The 18,276-nt window shown below is 64.9% G+C and carries 14 protein-coding genes; 13 read left to right on the plus strand and 1 reads right to left on the minus strand.

The window, feature by feature from the left end; all coding sequences use genetic code 11:
* The first annotated feature begins 86 nt into the window (after window positions 1-86).
* Window positions 87-2,318 (plus strand): CHASE2 domain-containing protein, encoded by a 2,232-nt coding sequence (locus tag XH84_RS08185; RefSeq protein ID WP_128922307.1) that lies wholly within the window; start codon window positions 87-89, stop codon window positions 2,316-2,318.
* Between the two features lie 409 nt (window positions 2,319-2,727).
* Here the strand turns inward: XH84_RS08185 and XH84_RS08190 are convergent, their stop codons facing one another.
* Window positions 2,728-4,323 carry an ABC transporter substrate-binding protein gene (locus XH84_RS08190; protein ID WP_128922306.1) on the minus strand — a complete coding sequence of 532 codons (1,596 nt, stop codon included), beginning with the start codon at window positions 4,321-4,323 and terminating at the stop codon, window positions 2,728-2,730.
* 198 nt (window positions 4,324-4,521) lie between these two features.
* On the opposite strand from XH84_RS08190, the gene XH84_RS08195 reads away from it, so the two are divergent.
* The 12 genes from XH84_RS08195 to XH84_RS08250 all read left to right on the plus strand — a co-directional run bounded on the left by XH84_RS08195 (window position 4,522) and on the right by XH84_RS08250 (window position 18,271).
* Window positions 4,522-6,180: an ABC transporter substrate-binding protein gene (locus XH84_RS08195; protein WP_128922305.1), complete on the plus strand. Its 1,659-nt coding sequence runs from the start codon at window positions 4,522-4,524 to the stop codon at window positions 6,178-6,180.
* Window positions 6,181-6,372: 192 nt separating this feature from the next.
* Complete coding sequence (locus XH84_RS08200; protein ID WP_128922304.1) at window positions 6,373-7,326, plus strand: ABC transporter permease; 954 nt, start codon at window positions 6,373-6,375, stop codon at window positions 7,324-7,326.
* Window positions 7,327-7,534: 208 nt separating this feature from the next.
* The gene (locus tag XH84_RS08205) at window positions 7,535-8,437 is read left to right on the plus strand and encodes an ABC transporter permease (RefSeq protein ID WP_128922303.1); all 903 of its coding nucleotides are present in this window, start codon (window positions 7,535-7,537) and stop codon (window positions 8,435-8,437) included.
* Between the two features lies 1 nt (window position 8,438).
* A complete protein-coding gene (locus XH84_RS08210; protein ID WP_164936616.1) occupies window positions 8,439-9,500 on the plus strand; it encodes an ABC transporter ATP-binding protein in 1,062 nt (353 codons plus the stop codon).
* The gene (locus XH84_RS08215) at window positions 9,497-9,694 is read left to right on the plus strand and encodes a hypothetical protein (protein WP_018321359.1); all 198 of its coding nucleotides are present in this window, start codon (window positions 9,497-9,499) and stop codon (window positions 9,692-9,694) included. The genes XH84_RS08210 and XH84_RS08215 overlap by 4 nt, the downstream gene beginning before the upstream one ends.
* Window positions 9,691-11,106, plus strand: a complete 1,416-nt coding sequence (locus XH84_RS08220) for an amidase (RefSeq protein ID WP_128922302.1) — start codon at window positions 9,691-9,693, stop codon at window positions 11,104-11,106. The genes XH84_RS08215 and XH84_RS08220 overlap by 4 nt, the downstream gene beginning before the upstream one ends.
* The gene (locus XH84_RS08225; protein WP_128922301.1) at window positions 11,103-12,080 is read left to right on the plus strand and encodes an ABC transporter ATP-binding protein; all 978 of its coding nucleotides are present in this window, start codon (window positions 11,103-11,105) and stop codon (window positions 12,078-12,080) included. The genes XH84_RS08220 and XH84_RS08225 overlap by 4 nt, the downstream gene beginning before the upstream one ends.
* A 113-nt stretch (window positions 12,081-12,193) precedes the next feature.
* Window positions 12,194-12,463 (plus strand): GlsB/YeaQ/YmgE family stress response membrane protein, encoded by a 270-nt coding sequence (locus tag XH84_RS08230; RefSeq protein ID WP_128922300.1) that lies wholly within the window; start codon window positions 12,194-12,196, stop codon window positions 12,461-12,463.
* A gap of 258 nt (window positions 12,464-12,721) precedes the next feature.
* A complete protein-coding gene (locus XH84_RS08235) occupies window positions 12,722-14,470 on the plus strand; it encodes a type I secretion system permease/ATPase (RefSeq protein WP_128922299.1) in 1,749 nt (582 codons plus the stop codon).
* Window positions 14,467-15,801 carry an HlyD family type I secretion periplasmic adaptor subunit gene (locus tag XH84_RS08240; protein WP_128922298.1) on the plus strand — a complete coding sequence of 445 codons (1,335 nt, stop codon included), beginning with the start codon at window positions 14,467-14,469 and terminating at the stop codon, window positions 15,799-15,801. Before XH84_RS08235 ends, XH84_RS08240 begins: the two co-directional genes overlap by 4 nt.
* Before the next feature lie 264 nt (window positions 15,802-16,065).
* A complete protein-coding gene (locus XH84_RS08245) occupies window positions 16,066-17,535 on the plus strand; it encodes an AMP nucleosidase (RefSeq protein WP_128922297.1) in 1,470 nt (489 codons plus the stop codon).
* A gap of 121 nt (window positions 17,536-17,656) precedes the next feature.
* Window positions 17,657-18,271, plus strand: a complete 615-nt coding sequence (locus XH84_RS08250) for a tetratricopeptide repeat protein (RefSeq protein ID WP_128922296.1) — start codon at window positions 17,657-17,659, stop codon at window positions 18,269-18,271.
* Window positions 18,272-18,276 lie beyond the last annotated feature (5 nt).

An 18,276-nucleotide genomic window follows, 5' to 3' on the forward strand; every position in this document is an offset into this window, starting at 1 on the left:
CTCCGCATCCAGGGAATAGCCAATCGCGCGCCGACGCTCCATGATTGGCGCGCCCGGCGCGGTCCGGGGCAGGAAGTCCGATCGAAATGAAGCGTCTCAAGATCCTGCGGCGGTGGTTTGCGCGGAAGCTGGGCTTTGCGCGCCTGACGTGCCTTGCGCTGCTGGTGCTGTTTGCCGGCGCCCGCCTGTGGGATCCGCCGCCGATCCAGGAATTGCGGCTGCGCACCTTCGACATGTTCCAGCTGATCGATCCCCGCCACAAGGCGGCGCGGCCGGTCGTCATCGTCGACATCGACGACAAGAGCCTGGCTAAGCTCGGCCAGTGGCCGTGGCCGCGCACGCGGATTGCCGACCTGATCCTGAACCTCACCAATAGCGGTGCGGTGGCGATCGGCTTCGACGTGGTGTTCTCCGAACCCGACCGGCTCAATCCGGATCTGGTTGCGGGCCAGATGCGCTATCTCGACGACGCCACGCGTGCCAAGCTGCGTGAGTTGCCAACCAACGACCAAATTCTCGCCGAGGCGATCGAGCGCTCGCGTGTGGTCCTGGGCGAGACCGGGCTTCCGTCCGTCTTGTCCGAGCTGGACAGATCGCTTCCGTTTACGGGGGTGGCGACGGTCGGGGAGGAGGGGGCCGAACGTTTCCTGTTCGAATTTCCAGGCTTGCTGCGCAACGTGCCGATCATCGAGAACGTTGCAGCCGGCCGCGGCCTGTTTTCAATCAGGAACGAGCGGGACGGGTTCATCCGCCGCGTGCCGATGATCATGCGCGCACAGGGCAACATCATGCCCTCGCTCAGCCTCGAGATCCTGCGCGTCGTCACGGGCACGCCGACGCTATTAGTCCGGACCGACAAGACCGGTATCAGGTCGATCCGCCTCAAGGGTGTCGAGATCCCCACCGACAAGAACGGCCAGTTCTGGGTGCACTACGCGCGCCGGGATCCCTCGATCTACGTCTCGGCGGCCGACGTGCTCGACAACACCGAATCGCCGAGCAGGTTCGCCGGCAAGCTGGTGCTGGTCGGAACCTCTGCGGCCGGACTCAACGACATCAAGACCACGCCGGTCTCCGCGACCATGCCCGGGGTCGAGATCCACGCCCAGGTGCTCGAAAGCGTGCTGAGCGGCGCGGTGATCTCGCAGCCGAACTATGCGCTCGGGGTCGAATTGCTCGCCGCGATGATCATCGGCCTGCTCGTCATCATCTTCACGCCCAATCTCGGTCCCGTGCGCCTCGTGCTCGCGGGGGCGGCCTTCGCCGCCATCCTGGTCGGCGTGTCCTGGTTCTTCTACGCGCAGTACCGCTACCTCATCGATTTCACCTATCCGCTGCTCTCGACCACGGCGGTTTATCTGACGCTGATCTTCGCCAGCTTCGTCCGCGAGCAGCGCCAGCGTGTGCAGATCCGCGGGCAGTTCGCGCAGTACATGTCGCCGGTCCTGGTCGAGCAGCTGGCGCAGTCGCCGGAAAAGCTCGTGCTCGGCGGCGAGGAGCGCGAAATGACGATCATGTTCTCCGACGTGCGCGGTTTCACCACGATCTCGGAGAGCTACAAGCACGACCCGCAAGGTCTGATCGCGCTGATGAACCGCTTCCTGACGCCGCTGACCGACGTCATCATCGAGCGGAAGGGCTACATCGACAAATACATGGGCGACGCCATCATGGCGTTCTGGAACGCGCCGCTCGACGATGCCGAGCACGAGGTCAACGCCTGCGAGGCCGCGATCCAGATGCTGGAGCAGATCGACGCGGTCAACAGGGAGCGCGAGCGGGAAGCCGCCGAAGGCGGCCACGTCTACATCCCGCTCAATGTCGGCATCGGTCTCAACACCGGCATTGGCGTGGTCGGCAACATGGGCTCCGACCTGAAGAAGAACTATTCGGTGCTCGGCGATAGCGTGAACCTCGCCTCGCGCCTCGAGGGTCAGTCGAAGGAATACGGCTTTCCCATCATCGTCGGCTCCCGCACGGCCCTCGCCGCCAAGGACAAGTTCGCGATCCTCGAGCTCGACTTCATCATGGTCAAAGGCAAGACCGAGCCGGAGGTGATCTACGCCATCGCCGGCCGCGAGGACGTGATGCATTCGGCTGCCTTCCAGCGCCTGCGCAACATCAGCATCGAGATGCTCGCCTGCTACCGCGGCCGCGACTGGCAGGGCGCGCTGGACGCGATTGAGCGCGGCCGTCGAAGCGAGGACGCCGACACGCTGGAGAAGCTGTTCAAGCTCTACGAGGCGAGGATCGAGAATTTCCAGCTCAACCCGCCGCCGGAGAACTGGACCGGGGCGTACGCGCTGTTGACGAAGTAGAGATCACACACTCGCTGTCGTCTCGAACAAGCGCGCCTAAAGCGCGCGCCGATCCGGGACCCATACCCCAGGGAGAAGTCGTGGCGCGAGATCGGAAACTGCAGGTCTTCGCCAAACCGCTCCCTGTGGTTATGGGGCCCTCGTCTGCGCTGATACTTGCCCGGGACGACAGGCGTGTTTGGCGCGGCGGTGTGCCCGAAGCGGTAACTCCTGAAGGGTGGGGGGCTTCGCTGGCGCCTCAACAATGGTGTCGTCCCTGCGAACGCAGGGACCCGTAACCACAGGGAGTGGTTATGGAGCGAGCTGGTAACTCCCGATCTTCGCCAAACTACTCCCTGTGGTTATGGGTCCCGGGTCTGCGCTTACGCTTGCCCGGGTCGACAGCTGTGTTTGACGCGGTAGACTGTCCTCACTCCATCCCGATCGTCGTCAGATCCTGAAACCAGTGCTGGGCCTGCACGAACTGCTTCACCTTCGGCGACAGCGCGTGCGGGTTGGTGTCGTGGACGACCCAGACCAGCGTGGCATCATCGACGATCAGGGCGTGCGCCTGCGCCAGCAGCTCGTCCTGTTTGACGGAATCGAAGGTCTGCTTGGCCTCGTCGATCAGCGCGTCGACTTTAGGGTTCTTGTAGCCGCCCCAGTTGACGCCCACGGGCGCGATCTGACCCGAATGGAAGAAGCGGACGATGGCATAGAGCGGGTCGGAGGTGACATAGGCGATGTTGTTGGCGGTGATGCCGGCGTTCATCTCGTCGGCCGCGCCCTTGCGCCAGTGCGTATAGAGCGTCTCGAGCTCGACGACCTTGAAGTCGATGTCGATGCCGATCTCCTTGAAGCTCTGCTGCAGGAATTCGTTCATCGGGAGCGACAGCATCTGGCCGGTGCCGCCTTGCGCGATGATGAAGGTGGCCTTCAGCGGTTTCGCCTTGGAGTAGCCGGCCTCCTCGACCAGCTTCTTCGCCGCAGCGAGATCGTATTTCAGCTCGAAGCTCGGCTTGCCGAACCATGGGCTCGACGGATCGACCTGGCCCTTGGCGGGTTTCGCGAGGCCATTCATCAAGCCGACCACCGCGTCGCGGTCGATCGCGAGGTTCAGCGCCTTGCGCAGGCGGACATCGGTCCAGGGCGAGCCCGGCAGCACGGACAGGTGATAATTCCAGACATGCGGCGTGACGTTGTCGACGAGCTTCATGCCGGCGGCCTTGAGCTGCGGCACGGCATCGGGTGCCGGCGTCTCGATCAGATCGACTTGCCCCGCAAGCAGCGCATTGGTGCGCGTCAGCGCTTCCGGCATCGGCACCAGCACGATCTTGTCGGCCTTGGGAATGCGCTTCTTGTTCCAATAGTCCGGATTTTTGCTGAGCTCGGCGAGCTCGCGCGGCACCAGTTTGGTCAGCTTGAACGGGCCGGTGCCGGAGGGCTGGCTGGCGAACTTGTCCCAATCCTTGCCGAGCTTGTCATACTGTGCCGGGCTCGACACCAGAAACCACAGCATCTGATAAGGGAAGAACGAATCGACGGTCTTGGTGGTGATCTCCACCGTGAAGTCGTCGATCCTGGCGTAGCTGGCGACGGAGGGCAGGCGGGTCTTCACCTGCGCGCTCTGCCGTTTGTCGAATTGCGGCGCCTTGTCGTTGAGCACCTTGTCCAGATTCCAGATCACCGCATCGGCATTGAACGCGCTGCCGTCGTGAAAGGTCACGCCCTTGCGCAGCGTGAAGCGCCACTTGGTCTTGTCGGCGTCGTCCACCTTCCACTCGGTCGCAAGCCCCGGCACCAGCTTGCCGGGGCGGTCGGCGACGTCCATCTCCCAGGCCACCAACGGATCGTAGATCGTGTACGCCGTGAACTGATAGGCGCCGGCGCCGCGATCGGGTTGACCCGTGGTCAGCGGAATGTCCGCCATCGAGATGCCGTAGCGCACCACGGTTTCTGCGCGCGCCGAGATTGCGGACGACGCCAGCGCAAGCACGGCGAGACAAATCGATAGACGAATACGCATGGCTTAGAGCTCCCAGGGATTTCGAGAGCGAACTTGCAATCTTGATGCCAGAATAGGCAGCGCGGCGCGTGAACCCGCCTGCGAGCCACAAGGACTTGTCGTCGCAGGCCTAAATTGCAGAATAAGTTTCTCTTTGGCATAGCCATTGCATGCGATTGCATCAAAAATAGTCATCGAAGCCGGAAAAGGATTGAGGCGATGCTTACGAAGAAGAACACGCGCGCGGCATTGATCGCGGTGCTCGCTCTAACGACGGCGGCTGCCTGGCCGCGTGCGGTCAGCGCGGAGACCGTGCTGCGCATCGGCATGACCGCTGCCGATATTCCGCGCACGCTGGGCCAGCCCGATCAGGGCTTTGAAGGCAATCGCTTCACCGGCCTTACCATGTACGACGCGCTGACCGGTTGGGACCTGTCCTCTGCGGACAAGGCGAGCGTGGTGATCCCTGGCCTTGCGACCGAGTGGAAGGTCGATGATGCCGACAAGACCAAGTGGGTCTTCAAGCTGCGCCCCGGCGTGACCTTCCACGATGGCTCGCCGTTCAACGCGGACGCGGTGGTGTGGAACGTCGAGAAGGTGCTGAAGCAGGATGCGCCGCAATTCGACGCCAGCCAGGTCGGCGTTACGGCCTCGCGCATGCCGACGCTGGCCTCGGCGAAGAAGATCGACGACATGACGGTCGAGCTTACCACCAAGGAGCCCGACAGTTTTCTGCCGATCAATCTCACCAATTTGTTCATGGCGAGCCCGGCGAAGTGGCAGCACTTCTACGACAAGGCGGAAGGCGCCGATGCCAAGGCGAAGTCGCAGGCCGCCTGGACTGCGTTTGCGAAGGACGCCGCGGGCACCGGTCCGTGGAAAATGGCGAGCTTCACGCCGCGCGAGCGGCTCGAGCTGGTGAAGAACGCGAGCTATTGGGACAAAGCGCGCGTGCCCAAGGTCGACAGGATGGTGCTGCTGCCGATGCCCGAAGCGAACGCGCGCACCGCGGCGCTGCTCTCCGGGCAGGTCGATTGGGTCGAGGCGCCCGCACCGGATGCGCTGCCCGAGCTCAAGCAGCGCGGTTTCAAGCTCTACGCCAATGAGCAGCCGCATGTCTGGCCCTGGCAATTCTCGCGGGTCGAGGGCTCGCCCTGGAACGACATCCGCGTGCGCAAGGCGGCGAACCTCTGCGTCGATCGCGAAGGCCTCAGGGACGGCCTGCTTGCCGGACTGATGGTGCCGGCGACCGGCACCTTCGAGCCCGGCCATCCCTGGCGCGGCAAGCCGACGTTCGAGATCAAATATGACAAGGCCGCCGCCCAGAAGCTGATGCAGGAAGCAGGCTTCGGTCCCAGCAAGAAGCTGACGGTGAAGACGCAGACCTCGGCCTCCGGCTCCGGTCAGATGCAGCCGCTGGCGATGAACGAATATCTGCAGCAGGCACTCGCCGAATGCTATTTCGACGTGAAGCTTGACGTCATCGAGTGGAACACGCTGTTCACCAATTGGCGCCGCGGTGCCAAGGATCCCAGCGCAAACGGCTCGAACGCCACCAACGTCACCTATGCCGCGATGGATCCGTTCTTCGCGCTGGTGCGATTCCTGCAATCGGGCATGGCACCGCCGGTCTCGAACAATTGGGGCTTCATCAACAATCCCAAGTTCGACGAGCTGGTGAAGAAGGCGCGTCAGACCTTCGATCCCGCCGCACGCGACGCCGCGCTCGCCGAGCTGCACGCGGCCTCCGTCGACGATGCCGCCTTCCTCTACGTCGCCCACGACGTCGGCCCGCGCGCGATGAGCCCGAAGGTCACAGGCGTCGTGCAGCCGAAGAGCTGGTTCATCGACTTCTCGCTGGTGTCGATCGCGCAGTGAGGCGGCCTTCGCTCTATCAGCGCGTCATGCCCGGGCTTGACCCGGGCATCCACGTCGTTCTGCTAGCTCTGTTATTCCGGGTTCTCCCTGCGGGCGCTCTGGAGTGACCTTGCTGGCGGAAAGACGTGGATGGCCGGGTCAAACCCGGCCATGACGGCTGGGATAATTTCGCTCCAAATTGAGTAGCCTAACGTGCTCGCCTATATCGCCAGACGCATCGTCTATGTCGTCCCGATCGTCATCAGCGTCGCGCTGGTGTGTTTCCTGCTCGTGCACATCACGCCGGGCGATCCGCTCGTCGCCGTGCTGCCGGCCGACGCGTCGCAGGAGCTCGCCGCGCAGCTGCGCGCCGCCTACGGCTTCGATCGCCCGCTGCCGGTGCAGTTCGGGCTTTGGCTGCTTCGAGCCTTGCATGGCGATCTCGGCAATTCCATCGCCACCGGCCGTCCCGTGCTGGCCGAGGTCTTGCGCGCGGTCGGTAACACCGTCACGCTGGCGATCGCCGCGGCCATCATCGGTTTCACCATGGGCATCCTGCTCGGCCTGATCGCCGGCTATTTTCGCGAGACCTGGATCGACAAGGTCGCGACCTCCTTCGCCATCGCCGGCGTGTCGGTGCCGCATTACTGGCTCGGCATGCTGCTCGTCATCATCTTCTCCGTGCAGCTGAACTGGCTGCCCGCGGTCGGCGCCGGTCCCAACGGCTCGAACTCCTGGGCCTGGGACTGGGCGCATCTGAAATATCTGGTGCTGCCGGCGATCACGACGTCGGTGATCCCGATGGGTATCGTCACCCGCACCGTGCGCGCGCTGACCGGCGACATCCTCAGCCAGGATTTCGTCGAGGCCTTGCGCGCCAAGGGGCTGCACGAGCGCGGCGTGTTCCGCCACGTCGTCAAGAACGCCGCGCCCACGGCGCTCGCGGTCATGGGGCTTCAGCTCGGCTACATGCTCGGCGGCTCGATCCTGATCGAGACCGTGTTTTCCTGGCCGGGCTCGGGCTTCCTGCTCAACTCTGCGATCTTCCAGCGCGACCTGCCGCTGTTGCAGGGCACGATCCTGATCCTGGCGCTGTTCTTCGTCTTCCTCAATCTCCTGGTCGACATCGCACAAGCCGCGATCGACCCGCGCATCAAGCGGGGCTGACGATGAGCGCAGCCGTGACCACGCAAACGCTGCGCTCCCTCCCCCGCTTGCGGGGGAGGGTTGGGGAGAGGGTGTCTCCTCATTCGAGACCCCCCCAGAGGAGAGAGCCCTCACCCGCCGCTTCGCGCCGACCTCTCCCGCAAGCGGGAGAGGTGCACTGCCTTCTTGGCTTACATCTATCAAATCAATCTCTGCCGGGAGCCAGCCGATGAGCGAGCTTCCGCTATCCGCCACCGCCGACGCCGCGCTGCAGGCCGCGCCCGCGACCAAGGCGCGTGGCTATTGGGCGACGGTCGGACGCCGCATCCGGCGCGACAAGGTCAGCATGGCCTGCGCGCTGGTGCTGCTACTGATCTTCCTCTCGGCGATCCTCGCACCATGGCTGGGCCTCGATGACCCCTACAAGGGCTCGATGATCCGCCGGCTGCGCCACATCGGCACATCAGGCTATCCGCTCGGCACCGACGAGCTCGGCCGCGACATGCTCGCGCGGCTGGTCTATGGCGGACGGCTGTCGCTGGTGATTGGCATCCTGCCCGTGATCCTCGCCTTCGGCATCGGCACCTCGCTCGGCCTCGTTGCCGGTTATGTCGGCGGCAAGCTCAACACGGCGATCATGCGCACGATCGACGTGTTCTACGCTTTCCCCTCGGTGCTGCTCGCCATCGCGATTTCCGGCGCGCTGGGGGCCGGCATCCTCAATTCCATCGTATCGCTCACGGTCGTGTTCGTGCCGCAGATCACCCGCGTCGCCGAAAGCGTCACCACGGGCGTGCGCAACATGGATTTCGTCGAGGCCGCGCGCGCCTCCGGCGCGGGGCCCTTCACCATCATGCGTGTGCACATCCTCGGCAACGTGCTCGGCGCGATCTTCGTCTACGCCACCAGTCTCATTTCGGTCTCGATGATCCTGGCCGCCGGTCTCTCCTTCCTCGGCCTCGGCACAAAACCGCCGGAGCCGGAATGGGGATTGATGCTCAACACGCTCCGCACCGCGATCTACGTCAATCCCTGGGTCGCAGCGCTGCCAGGCGCGATGATCTTCGCGGTCTCGATCTGCTTCAACCTGCTCTCGGACGGCCTGCGCAGCGCCATGGACATCAGGAACTAGCATGAGCGAGAGCAACACATCCGTCGAAATGCTCGAGCCGGTCGAAGACCGCGGCGGCGTCGCGCAGCCGCTGCTGCAGGTCAACGGGCTGACCAAACACTTCCCGGTGCGTGGCGGGCTGTTCGCCGTCAAGCGCACCGTGCGCGCCGTCGACAACGTCTCCTTCACTGTGGCCAAGGGCGAGACCGTCGGCATCGTCGGTGAATCCGGTTGCGGCAAGTCGACCACCGCGCGGCTATTGATGCATCTGATGCCGCGCGATACCGGCGACATCATCTATGACGGCATGACCGTGGGGCAATCGCTGAGCTTGCGCGAGCTGCGCCGCGGCATGCAGATGGTGTTCCAGGATTCCTATGCCTCGCTCAACCCGCGTCTGACGATCGAAGAGTCCATCGCCTTCGGTCCAAAAGTTCACGGCATGGCCGCTGGCGCGGCGCGCACGCTCGCGCGTGAGCTGCTCGGCAAGGTCGGCCTGCGCCCGGAAAACTTCGCCAACCGTTATCCGCACGAGATCTCCGGCGGCCAGCGCCAGCGGGTCAACATCGCACGGGCGCTTGCGTTGTCCCCGCGCCTGGTGATCCTGGATGAAGCCGTCTCCGCGCTCGACAAATCCGTCGAGGCGCAGGTGCTGAACCTCCTGGCGGATCTCAAGCGCGAGTTCGGCCTCACCTATCTCTTCATCAGCCACGATCTTAACGTCGTCCGCTACATCAGTGATCGCGTGCTGGTGATGTATCTCGGCGAGGTCGTCGAGCTCGGTCCGGTCGATCAGGTCTGGGATCATCCTGCCCATCCCTACACGCGCGCACTGCTTGCTGCGATGCCGTCCTCCGACCCTGACAGGCGCACCGAGACGCCGCCGATCACGGGCGATCCGCCCAACCCGATCGACCCGCCGTCCGGCTGCCGCTTCCACACCCGTTGTCCGTTTGCGGAGCCGCTCTGCGCAAATGCGACACCAAAGCTCACAGCGCTCGATAAGATGGGGCACGAGGCCGCGTGCTACATGGCGATACCGGGTTCAGGCCATAGCCGCGCGCCCAGGGAGACAACCGCATGACGAGACCGACACCGAAAGAGATCAAGCCGATCGCGCAGATCGCCGGCGTGCCCGTGGATGACGAGATCGCGACCCGCATCTCCAATTCCATCGGACCTGCCTTCGAAGGCTTTGCCGCCATTGCCGGCACGCTGCCGTTCGACCTCGAGCCGGCGCTGTATCCGATCGCGCAGACGCAGAAGGTGTCGAAATGAGCACCGAGCCGGCATTAATGACGCTGACCGAGGTCGCGCGCGCGATCGCGATGAAGCAGGTCTCCTCGCATGAGGTGACGCGCGCCTTGCTGCATCGCATCGCGCAGTGGCAGCCGCATCTCAATGCCTTCATGTCGATTGAGGAAGAGTCCGCGCTGAAGGCGGCCGAGGCCGCTGACGCCGAGCTCGCTAAGGGCGATGTCCTTGGCCCCTTGCATGGCGTGCCGCTCGCGCACAAGGACATGTATTACGATGCCGGCAAGGTTACGACCTGCGGTTCGCTGATCCGCCGCGACTTCGTGCCGACCGTGACCTCCACCGCCTTGCAGCGGCTGAAGGATGCCGGGCAGGTCCGGCTCGGCACGCTGCATCTGGCCGAATTCGCCTATGGCCCGACCGGCCATAACGCCCATTACGGCCCCGTGAGCAATCCCTGGAACGTCGCCCATATCACCGGCGGCTCGTCCTCGGGCTCAGGTTCGGCGGTTGCGGCGCGGCTGACTTATGCGGCGCTCGGCTCGGACACCGGCGGCTCGATCCGCATGCCCGCGCATTTCTGCGGCGTCACCGGCCTCAAGACCACGGTCGGCCGCGTCAGCCGCGCCGGCGCAATGCCGCTGTCGCAATCGCTCGACACGGTCGGTCCGCTGGCCCGCACCGCCGAGGATTGCGCGCTGTTGCTAGCGCTGATGGCCGGCCCAGATCCCGCCGATTCGACGTGCAGCCACGAGCCGCTGTCGGATTACGTTGCGGCGACTAAGGGCTCGTTGAAGGGCCTGAAGATCGGCGTACCCGCCTCGTTCTATGTCGACGATCTCGACGTTGAGGTCGCGCGGGTGCTGGACGAGACCATCGCGGTGCTCAAGCGCGAGGGTGCCGACATCGTCAAGGTCGAGCTGCCGGATCAACGGCAATTGTCCTCGGCGAGCCAGCTCGTGCTCGCCGCGGAAGCTGCCGCCTTCCACAAGCGCTGGATGATCGAGCGTCCGCAGGATTATGGCCCGCAGGTCCTGATGCGGCTTCAGAACGGCCTCGCCGTTCCGGCCATCACCTATCTGGAGGCCATGCGCTGGCGCGGTCCGGCACTGGCTGCGCACAACGCCGCCACTGCCGGCGTCAATGCGGTGATCGCGCCGGCCTCGCCGGTGCCAGCGCCGACGATCGAGGAGAGCGATGTCGGCGGCGGCCCCAACGCCCCGGCGCTGCTGCAGCGGCTGACGCTGTTCACCCGCCCGGTGAACTTCCTCGGTCTGCCGTCGCTCACGGTGCCCTCCGGCTTCACCAAAAGCGGCCTGCCTGTCGGCATGCAGCTAATCGGCCGCTCCTTCGATGAAGCGACCCTGCTCACCATCGGCGCCGCCTTCCAGCGTGTCACCGACTATCACGATCGATTGCCGAAACTGCCGTCATGACCAAGCTCGTCGAGATCTCAGGGCTCAACATCCGCTTCACCGGTGAGCGCACGGTCTATGCCGTGAACGACCTCAGCCTGTCGCTGGGGAATAGCGAGGTGCTGGGCCTGCTCGGCGAGTCCGGTTCGGGCAAGAGCGTGACGCTGCGCGCGCTGATGCGGCTGTTGCCGAAGAAGCGCGCACTGATTTCCGGCAAGGTCAGCGTCATGGGGCAGGACGTGCTCGCGATGAACGACGAGCAGCTGTCGTCGTTCCGCGGCCAGACCGTCTCGATGATCTTCCAGGAGCCTGCGCTCGCGCTCGATCCGGTCTACACGATCGGCGCGCAGATCGCCGAAAGCGTCGTGCGCCACGAAGGCAAGAGTTTTGCGGAAGGGCGCGCCCGGGCATTGGAGATGCTCGAGGTCGTGCGCATCCCCTCGGCGAAACGGCGGCTGGATGTCTATCCGCACGAGATGTCCGGCGGCATGCGCCAGCGCGCCATGATCGCGCTGGCGCTCGCCTGCCGGCCAAGAATCCTGCTGGCGGACGAGCCGACCACGGCGCTCGATGCCACCGTGCAGATCCAGATCCTGCTTCTGCTCCGCGAGCTGCAGCGCGAGTTCGGCATGTCCGTGATCTTCGTCACCCACGACATCGGCGTCGCCATCGAGATCTGCGACCGTGTCGCGGTGATGTATGCCGGCCAGATCGTGGAGCAGGGCAGCTTGCGCGACATCGTTCGCACCCCCGTGCATCCCTACGCCAAGGGCCTGCTTGCTTCGACCGTTCACGGTGCGAAGCGCGGGCAGCGCCTCGAAACCATCCCCGGCACGCCGCCCTCGTTGGCCGAAAAGCCCCACAACTGCTCCTTCGCCCCCCGCTGCAAGCTCGCCGGGCCGCGCTGCCTGGAGCAACTGCCTGCCAATGTGGAGGTCGGGTCGGGCCGAGCGGCGCGGTGCGTGCTCGCGGAGCCGGTCACTGCGGTGTCATAGTTTCGGACGAGATGAACCAAGCTCGCGGCAACGCGAGCCTCATCATGCCATTCACACTCCATTCATCCCGGTTCCCGTTCCATGCCGGGCATTGAAGGAGAGGGATCCCACCGATGTACATTTCCAACGAAGGCTTGCTTGTCATCCTGTTCGTCGGCCTGGTCGCCGGCTGGCTGGCCGGGAAGATCGTGCGGGGCGCCGGGTTCGGCATTATCGGCGACATCGTGATCGGCATCTGCGGTGCGCTGGTGGCGAGTCTTCTCTTTCCAAAGCTCGGCATCCGGCTCGGCACGGGCCTGGTCTCCGAGATCGTCTATTCCGCCATCGGCGCGGTCATCCTGCTGCTGGTGGTGCGGCTGGTGCGGGGTGGCGGCCGGCTCTAGCAGCCGCCCGGTTCGATCAATCGGAACTTGCCGCCTCTCCAGACCTGGGGAGGGGCGGCTCAGCACCAAAAAGCCGCAAAGACTGCGAAATACCGGACTTGCGTGCCGGGCTGTCGGGAGTAGATGTGGCGCATCGGGGTTCTGAATGAACCCGGCCCGTGTTGGACGCAGCGCCAACATGATGTTAATTCGGGGCGCGTACCCTGAATTGCCCGTGAATCAGGGGCTTCGGCCCCCCACCTGAAAGAGATCAGATTGATGGCAGCCGGTCCTGGCGTCCGCCGTTCGGAGCTCGGTGACGCCTTACGCGCGTGTCGCACGGCGTTCCTCGGCGTCGGCTTGATGAGCTGCATGATCAACCTGCTCTATCTGACCGGGTCGATCTTCATGCTGGAGGTCTACGACCGGGTGCTGCCGAGCCGCAGCATTCCGACCCTGGTCGGCCTGATCATGCTCGCCGGCTTCCTCTACATGGCGCAGGGCGTGCTCGACATGATCCGCAACCGGATCCTGGGCCGGATCGGCACCGCGCTGGACGAGGCGCTCAACAAGCGCGTGTTCGACACCATTGTGCGCCTGCCGCTCCTGGTCGGCAGTCGCAACGAAGGTCTCCAGCCGCTGCGTGACCTCGACAATGTCCGCTCCTTCCTTGGCGGCATGGGCCCGAGCGCGTTCTTCGATCTGCCCTGGCTACCGCTCTATCTCGCCATCTGCTTCGCCTTCCACGTCATGATCGGCGTCACCGCATTGATCGGCGCCATCATCCTGGTCAGCCTGACGCTGGTCACCGAGTTCATGTCCCGCCAGCCGGCGAAGGAGGCGATGGGCCTTGCCGCCCAGCGCAACGATCTCGCCCAGGCCAGCCGCCGCAACGCCGAAGTCATGGTGTCGATGGGCATGGCCGGCCGGATGAACCAGCGCTGGAGCGAGGCCAACGAAAGATATCTCGCCGGCAATCAGCGCGCGAGCGACGTCGCCGGCGGTCTCGGCGCGGTCGCAAAGGTGCTGCGCATGATGCTGCAATCGGCCGTGCTCGCGGTCGGCGCCTATCTCGTCATCCACCAGGAGGCGACCGCCGGCATCATCATCGCAGGTTCAATCCTCTCCGCCCGCGCGCTGGCGCCCGTCGATCTCGCCATTGCGCACTGGAAATCCTTCGTCGCCGCGCGCCAGAGCTGGCATCGTCTCACCCGCCTGTTGGAGCAGATGCCGGCGCAGACGATGCCGACCCAGTTGCAGGCGCCCACCAGCCGGCTCTCGGTCGAAGGCGTCGCCATGGTGCCGCCTGGCGACCAGCGCCTCATCGTGCAGGACATCACCTTCACGCTCGCCGCGGGCAACGGCCTCGGCGTGATCGGCCCGAGCGGCTCCGGCAAGTCGTCGTTGATCCGCGCGCTGGTCGGTGTCTGGCAGCCGGTGCGCGGCAAGGTGCGGCTCGACGGCGCGGCGCTCGATCAATGGTCGTCCGACATGCTCGGCCGGCATATTGGTTATCTGCCGCAGGACGTCGAATTGTTCGGCGGCACCATCGCCCAGAACATCAGCCGGTTCGATCCCGAGGCGACGTCCGAGGCCATCATCGCGGCCGCTAAAGAAGCCGGCGTGCACGAGATGATCATCAAGATGCGCGAGGGTTACAACACGCAAGTCGGCGAGCAGGGCACCGCGCTCTCGGCAGGCCAGGCGCAGCGCGTAGCGCTGGCGCGCGCGCTCTACGGCAATCCGTTCCTGATCGTGCTCGACGAGCCCAACTCCAACCTCGATACCGAAGGCGATGAGGCGCTGACTCGCGCCGTCCGCGCCGCGCGCGAGCGCGGCGCCATCGTCGTCGTGGTGGCGCACCGTCCGATCGGCGTCGAGGCGGTCGACCAGGTGCTGGTGCTGCGCGACGGCCGCATGCAGGCGTTCGGCCCGAAGGAACAAGTGCTCGCCCAGGTGCTGCAGCCGCGCGCGACGCCGCCGGCGCCGATCAAGATCGTCAGTGAAGGCGGAGTGGCCAAGCCATGAGCACGATGGCCATCGGCGGCCCGAAGCCTGCCGCGAAGAAGACCGTTCGGGACTCGATCAAGTTTCACCTCTTGCTCGGACTTGGCATCGTGCTGGTGCTGATCGTCGGCCTCGGCGGCTGGGCCTCGACCGTGCTGATCTCGGGCGCGCTGATCGCGCCGGGCCAGATCGTGGTCGAATCCAACGTCAAGAAAGTGCAACATCCGACCGGCGGCGTAGTCGGCGAGGTGCGCGCCCGCGACGGTGACCTGGTCAAGGCCGGCGACATCGTTGTGCGGCTCGACGATACCGTCACCAAGGCCAACCTTGCCATCGTCACCAAGAATCTCGACGCCGCGCAGGCGCGCGCGGCGCGCCTTCAGACCGAGCAGCGCGGTGTCGACAAAATCGAATTTCCGCAAAGTTTGCTCGAACGCGCTGACGATCCCGACGTGAAGCTGCTGCTCTCCGCCGAAACCAAGCTGTTCGACGTCCGCGTCAACGGCCGCGCCGGACAGAAGGCGCAGCTGCGCGAGCGCATCACGCAGCTCAACGAGGAGATCGCGGGTCTCAGCGCCCAGGAGAAGGCCAAGGACCAGGAGATCGCGCTGGTGCAGAACGAGCTCACCGGCGTGCGCGATCTCTACGACAAGCGTCTGGTGCAGCTCTCGCGCCTGACCCAGCTCGAACGCGACTCGGCGCGCCTCAACGGCGAGCGCGCGCAGTACATCGCTTCACGCGCCCAGGCCAAGGGCAAGATCACCGAGACCGAGCTGCAGATCATCCAGGTCGACAAGGACGTGGTGAGCGAAGTCTCCAAGGACCTGCGCGAGACCAACGACAAGATCGGAGAGCTGATCGAGCGTAAAGTTGCCGCCGAAGACCAGCTTCGCCGCATCGACATCCGCGCGCCGCAGGACGGCATGGTGCTGCAATCCAATGTGCACACGGTCGGCGGCGTCGTCACCGCCGGCGACGCTCTCATGCTGATCGTGCCGCAGGCCGACGACCTCCAGGTCGAGGCCAAGGTCAATCCGGTCGACATCGACAAGCTCCAGATCGGCCAGAAGACGCTGCTGCGCCTCTCCGCGTTCAACCAGCGCACCACGCCCGAGCTCAACGGCCTCGTCAGCCGCGTCTCGCCCGACGTCACCACCGACCAGCGCACCGGCCAGAGCTATTACACTATCCGCGTCTCGATGCCGGCCGAGGAGATCGCCCGCCTCGGCGACGTCAAGCTGATTCCCGGCATGCCCGTGGAAGCCTTCGTCCAGACCGGCGACCGCACCATGCTGTCCTATCTGTTGAAACCGCTGCACGACCAGTTGATGCGCGCGTTCAGGGAGAAGTGACGCGCGAAAGCGCGTCATCCCGGAGCGCGCTTGGCGCGCATTCGGGATCTCGATCGGCACACTCGCTGTCATCGCCCGGCTCGACCGTGCGATCCAGTATCCCAGAGACAGCGGTGATTGAGCCGAGAGGCCGCGGCGTACTGGATGCCCCGGTCGAGCCGGGGCACGACAGTTGTGGGTGTGGCGTGCAATCCGTCCTTCGCTGACGATTGCCATCGTCTTTGCTATAGTTCGACTCCAGCACAGCAAATCCGGCGGTCGACCATGCAATCTCCACCCCCCATCGCCACCGAATCCTTCTCCGACGCGTCCCTCGCCGTCGCCCGCCTCGAGGAGATCTACGAGCGCAACACCAAGTTCCTGCGCGACCGGTTCGAGGCCTATGTCGGCGGCGAGGGGATCGCGACGCGGGTGCGGGCCTACTATCCTTTTGTCCGTATCACCACCGCGACGCATGCGCGGCTGGATTCGCGTCTCGCCTACGGCTTCGTCGCCGGGCCCGGCGTGCATGAAACCAGCGTGACGCGGCCGGATCTGTTCCGCAGCTATCTCGTCGAGCAGATCGGATTGCTGATCCAGAATCACGGCGTGCCCGTCGAGATCGGCGAATCGGCCGAGCCGATCCCGATCCATTTCGCCTATCGCCGCGACATCAATATCGAGGCCGCCATCACCACCAGCGAGAATTCGTCCGTCGCGCGATCGCTGCGCGATGCGTTCGACGTGCCTGATCTCGCCACCATGGACGATTCCATCGCCGACGGCACGTTTGAGCTCCGACCCGGTGCGCCCGAGCCACTGTCGCTGTTCCGCGCCGCCCGCGTCGATTACTCGCTGCGCCGGCTCTATCACTACACCGGCACCGATCCCGAATATTTCCAGAACTTCGTGATCTTTACCAACTACCAGTTCTACGTCGATGCATTCGCGCAAGCCTGTCAGCAGCGGCTTCAGTCGGGTGAGGCCGGCCTCGATGCCTTTGTCGCGCCAGGCAACGTCATCACGCAGAGCGGCGGCGCGATCAGCGGCACCGCGCCGTCTCGTGCGCCGCAGATGCCGGCCTTCCATCTGGTCGTATCGGGCTATCGCGGCATCAGCCTGATCAACATCGGCACCGGCCCGTCCAACGCGCGCAACGTCACCGACCACGTCGCCGTGCTGCGCCCGCATGCCTGGCTGATGCTCGGCCATTGCGCAGGCCTGCGCAACACGCAGCGGCTCGGCGACTACGTGCTCGCGCACGGCTATGTGCGCGAGGATCATGTGCTCGACCGCGAGCTGCCGCTCTGGGTCCCGATCCCGGCGCTGGCCGAGATGCAGGTCGCGCTCGAGGAGGCCGTCGAGGACGTCACCGGTCTGGAAGGTTTCGAGCTCAAGCGCCTGATGCGCACCGGAACGGTGGCGAGCGTCGATAACCGCAATTGGGAGATCTCCGGACCTGAGGTGATCCGCCGCCTGTCGCAGTCGCGTGCCGTGGCACTCGACATGGAATCGGCCGCGATCGCCGCCAACGGCTACCGCTTCCGCGTGCCCTACGGCACGCTGCTGTGCGTGTCCGACAAGCCGCTGCACGGCGAGATCAAGCTTGCCGGCATGGCCAGCGAGTTCTACCACCGCCGCGTCGGCCAACACCTCGAGATCGGCCTGAAGGCGCTGGAGCGGCTCAAGCAGCAGGAATCGGAGCGGCTACATTCGCGCAAGCTCCGCAGTTTCGCCGAGGTGGCCTTCCAGTAAAGGACACCGGAACTGCCGTACGAACGCTGACGTCTCCGTGAGCGCAGCGCCCCGGAATATTGCCGCCAAGGCAGGGTTATCAATTCGTCCGGGGCCGCTTGAAACAGTACAGGAGACAGACATGATCGCAGCGATGATCAGACTGGTCGCGTTGGGTACGTTCGCGGCAGCCCTGTTGAGCTCGCCGGCATTTGCAGCGGGCGGAGGCGGCGGTGGCGGAGGCGGGGGCGGCGTCAGCTCCACGGATCCCTACGCCGGAGCCTATTCAGACCAGAAGCCGCAACCGACCTATCCGAAGCGCCCGGGCGCCAAGGCAACCCAGAAGGGCAAGAAGCCGAACAACCAGTCCAGTATCGACGATCCCACATTCGCGGCCGGCTATCGCATGGCCTATGACACCATCTACGGGCGCAACGACTATGCGGCGGCGATCGCGCAATTGAAGTCGCTCGGCCATGACGACCATCCGAACGTCGCCAACCTCATCGGTTACTCCTATCGCAAGCTCGGCGACTACGAGCAATCGCAGGTCTGGTATGAGCGCGCATTGAAGGCAGATCCGAACCACGTGCTGACGTGGCAATATTACGGGCTGTGGCAGCTCGAGCGGGGCAATCGCGAGCAGGCGCTCTATCACCTCGGCCGCATTGCAGCCATTTGCGGGACGAATTGCGAGGAATATCGATCGCTGGCCGCGGCACTCGACAAGCCGACTGGCACGGCGCTCGTCTACTGAAGCTG

The organism is Bradyrhizobium nanningense (genome assembly GCF_004114535.1).
In the GTDB taxonomy this organism is placed as follows: domain Bacteria; phylum Pseudomonadota; class Alphaproteobacteria; order Rhizobiales; family Xanthobacteraceae; genus Bradyrhizobium; species Bradyrhizobium nanningense.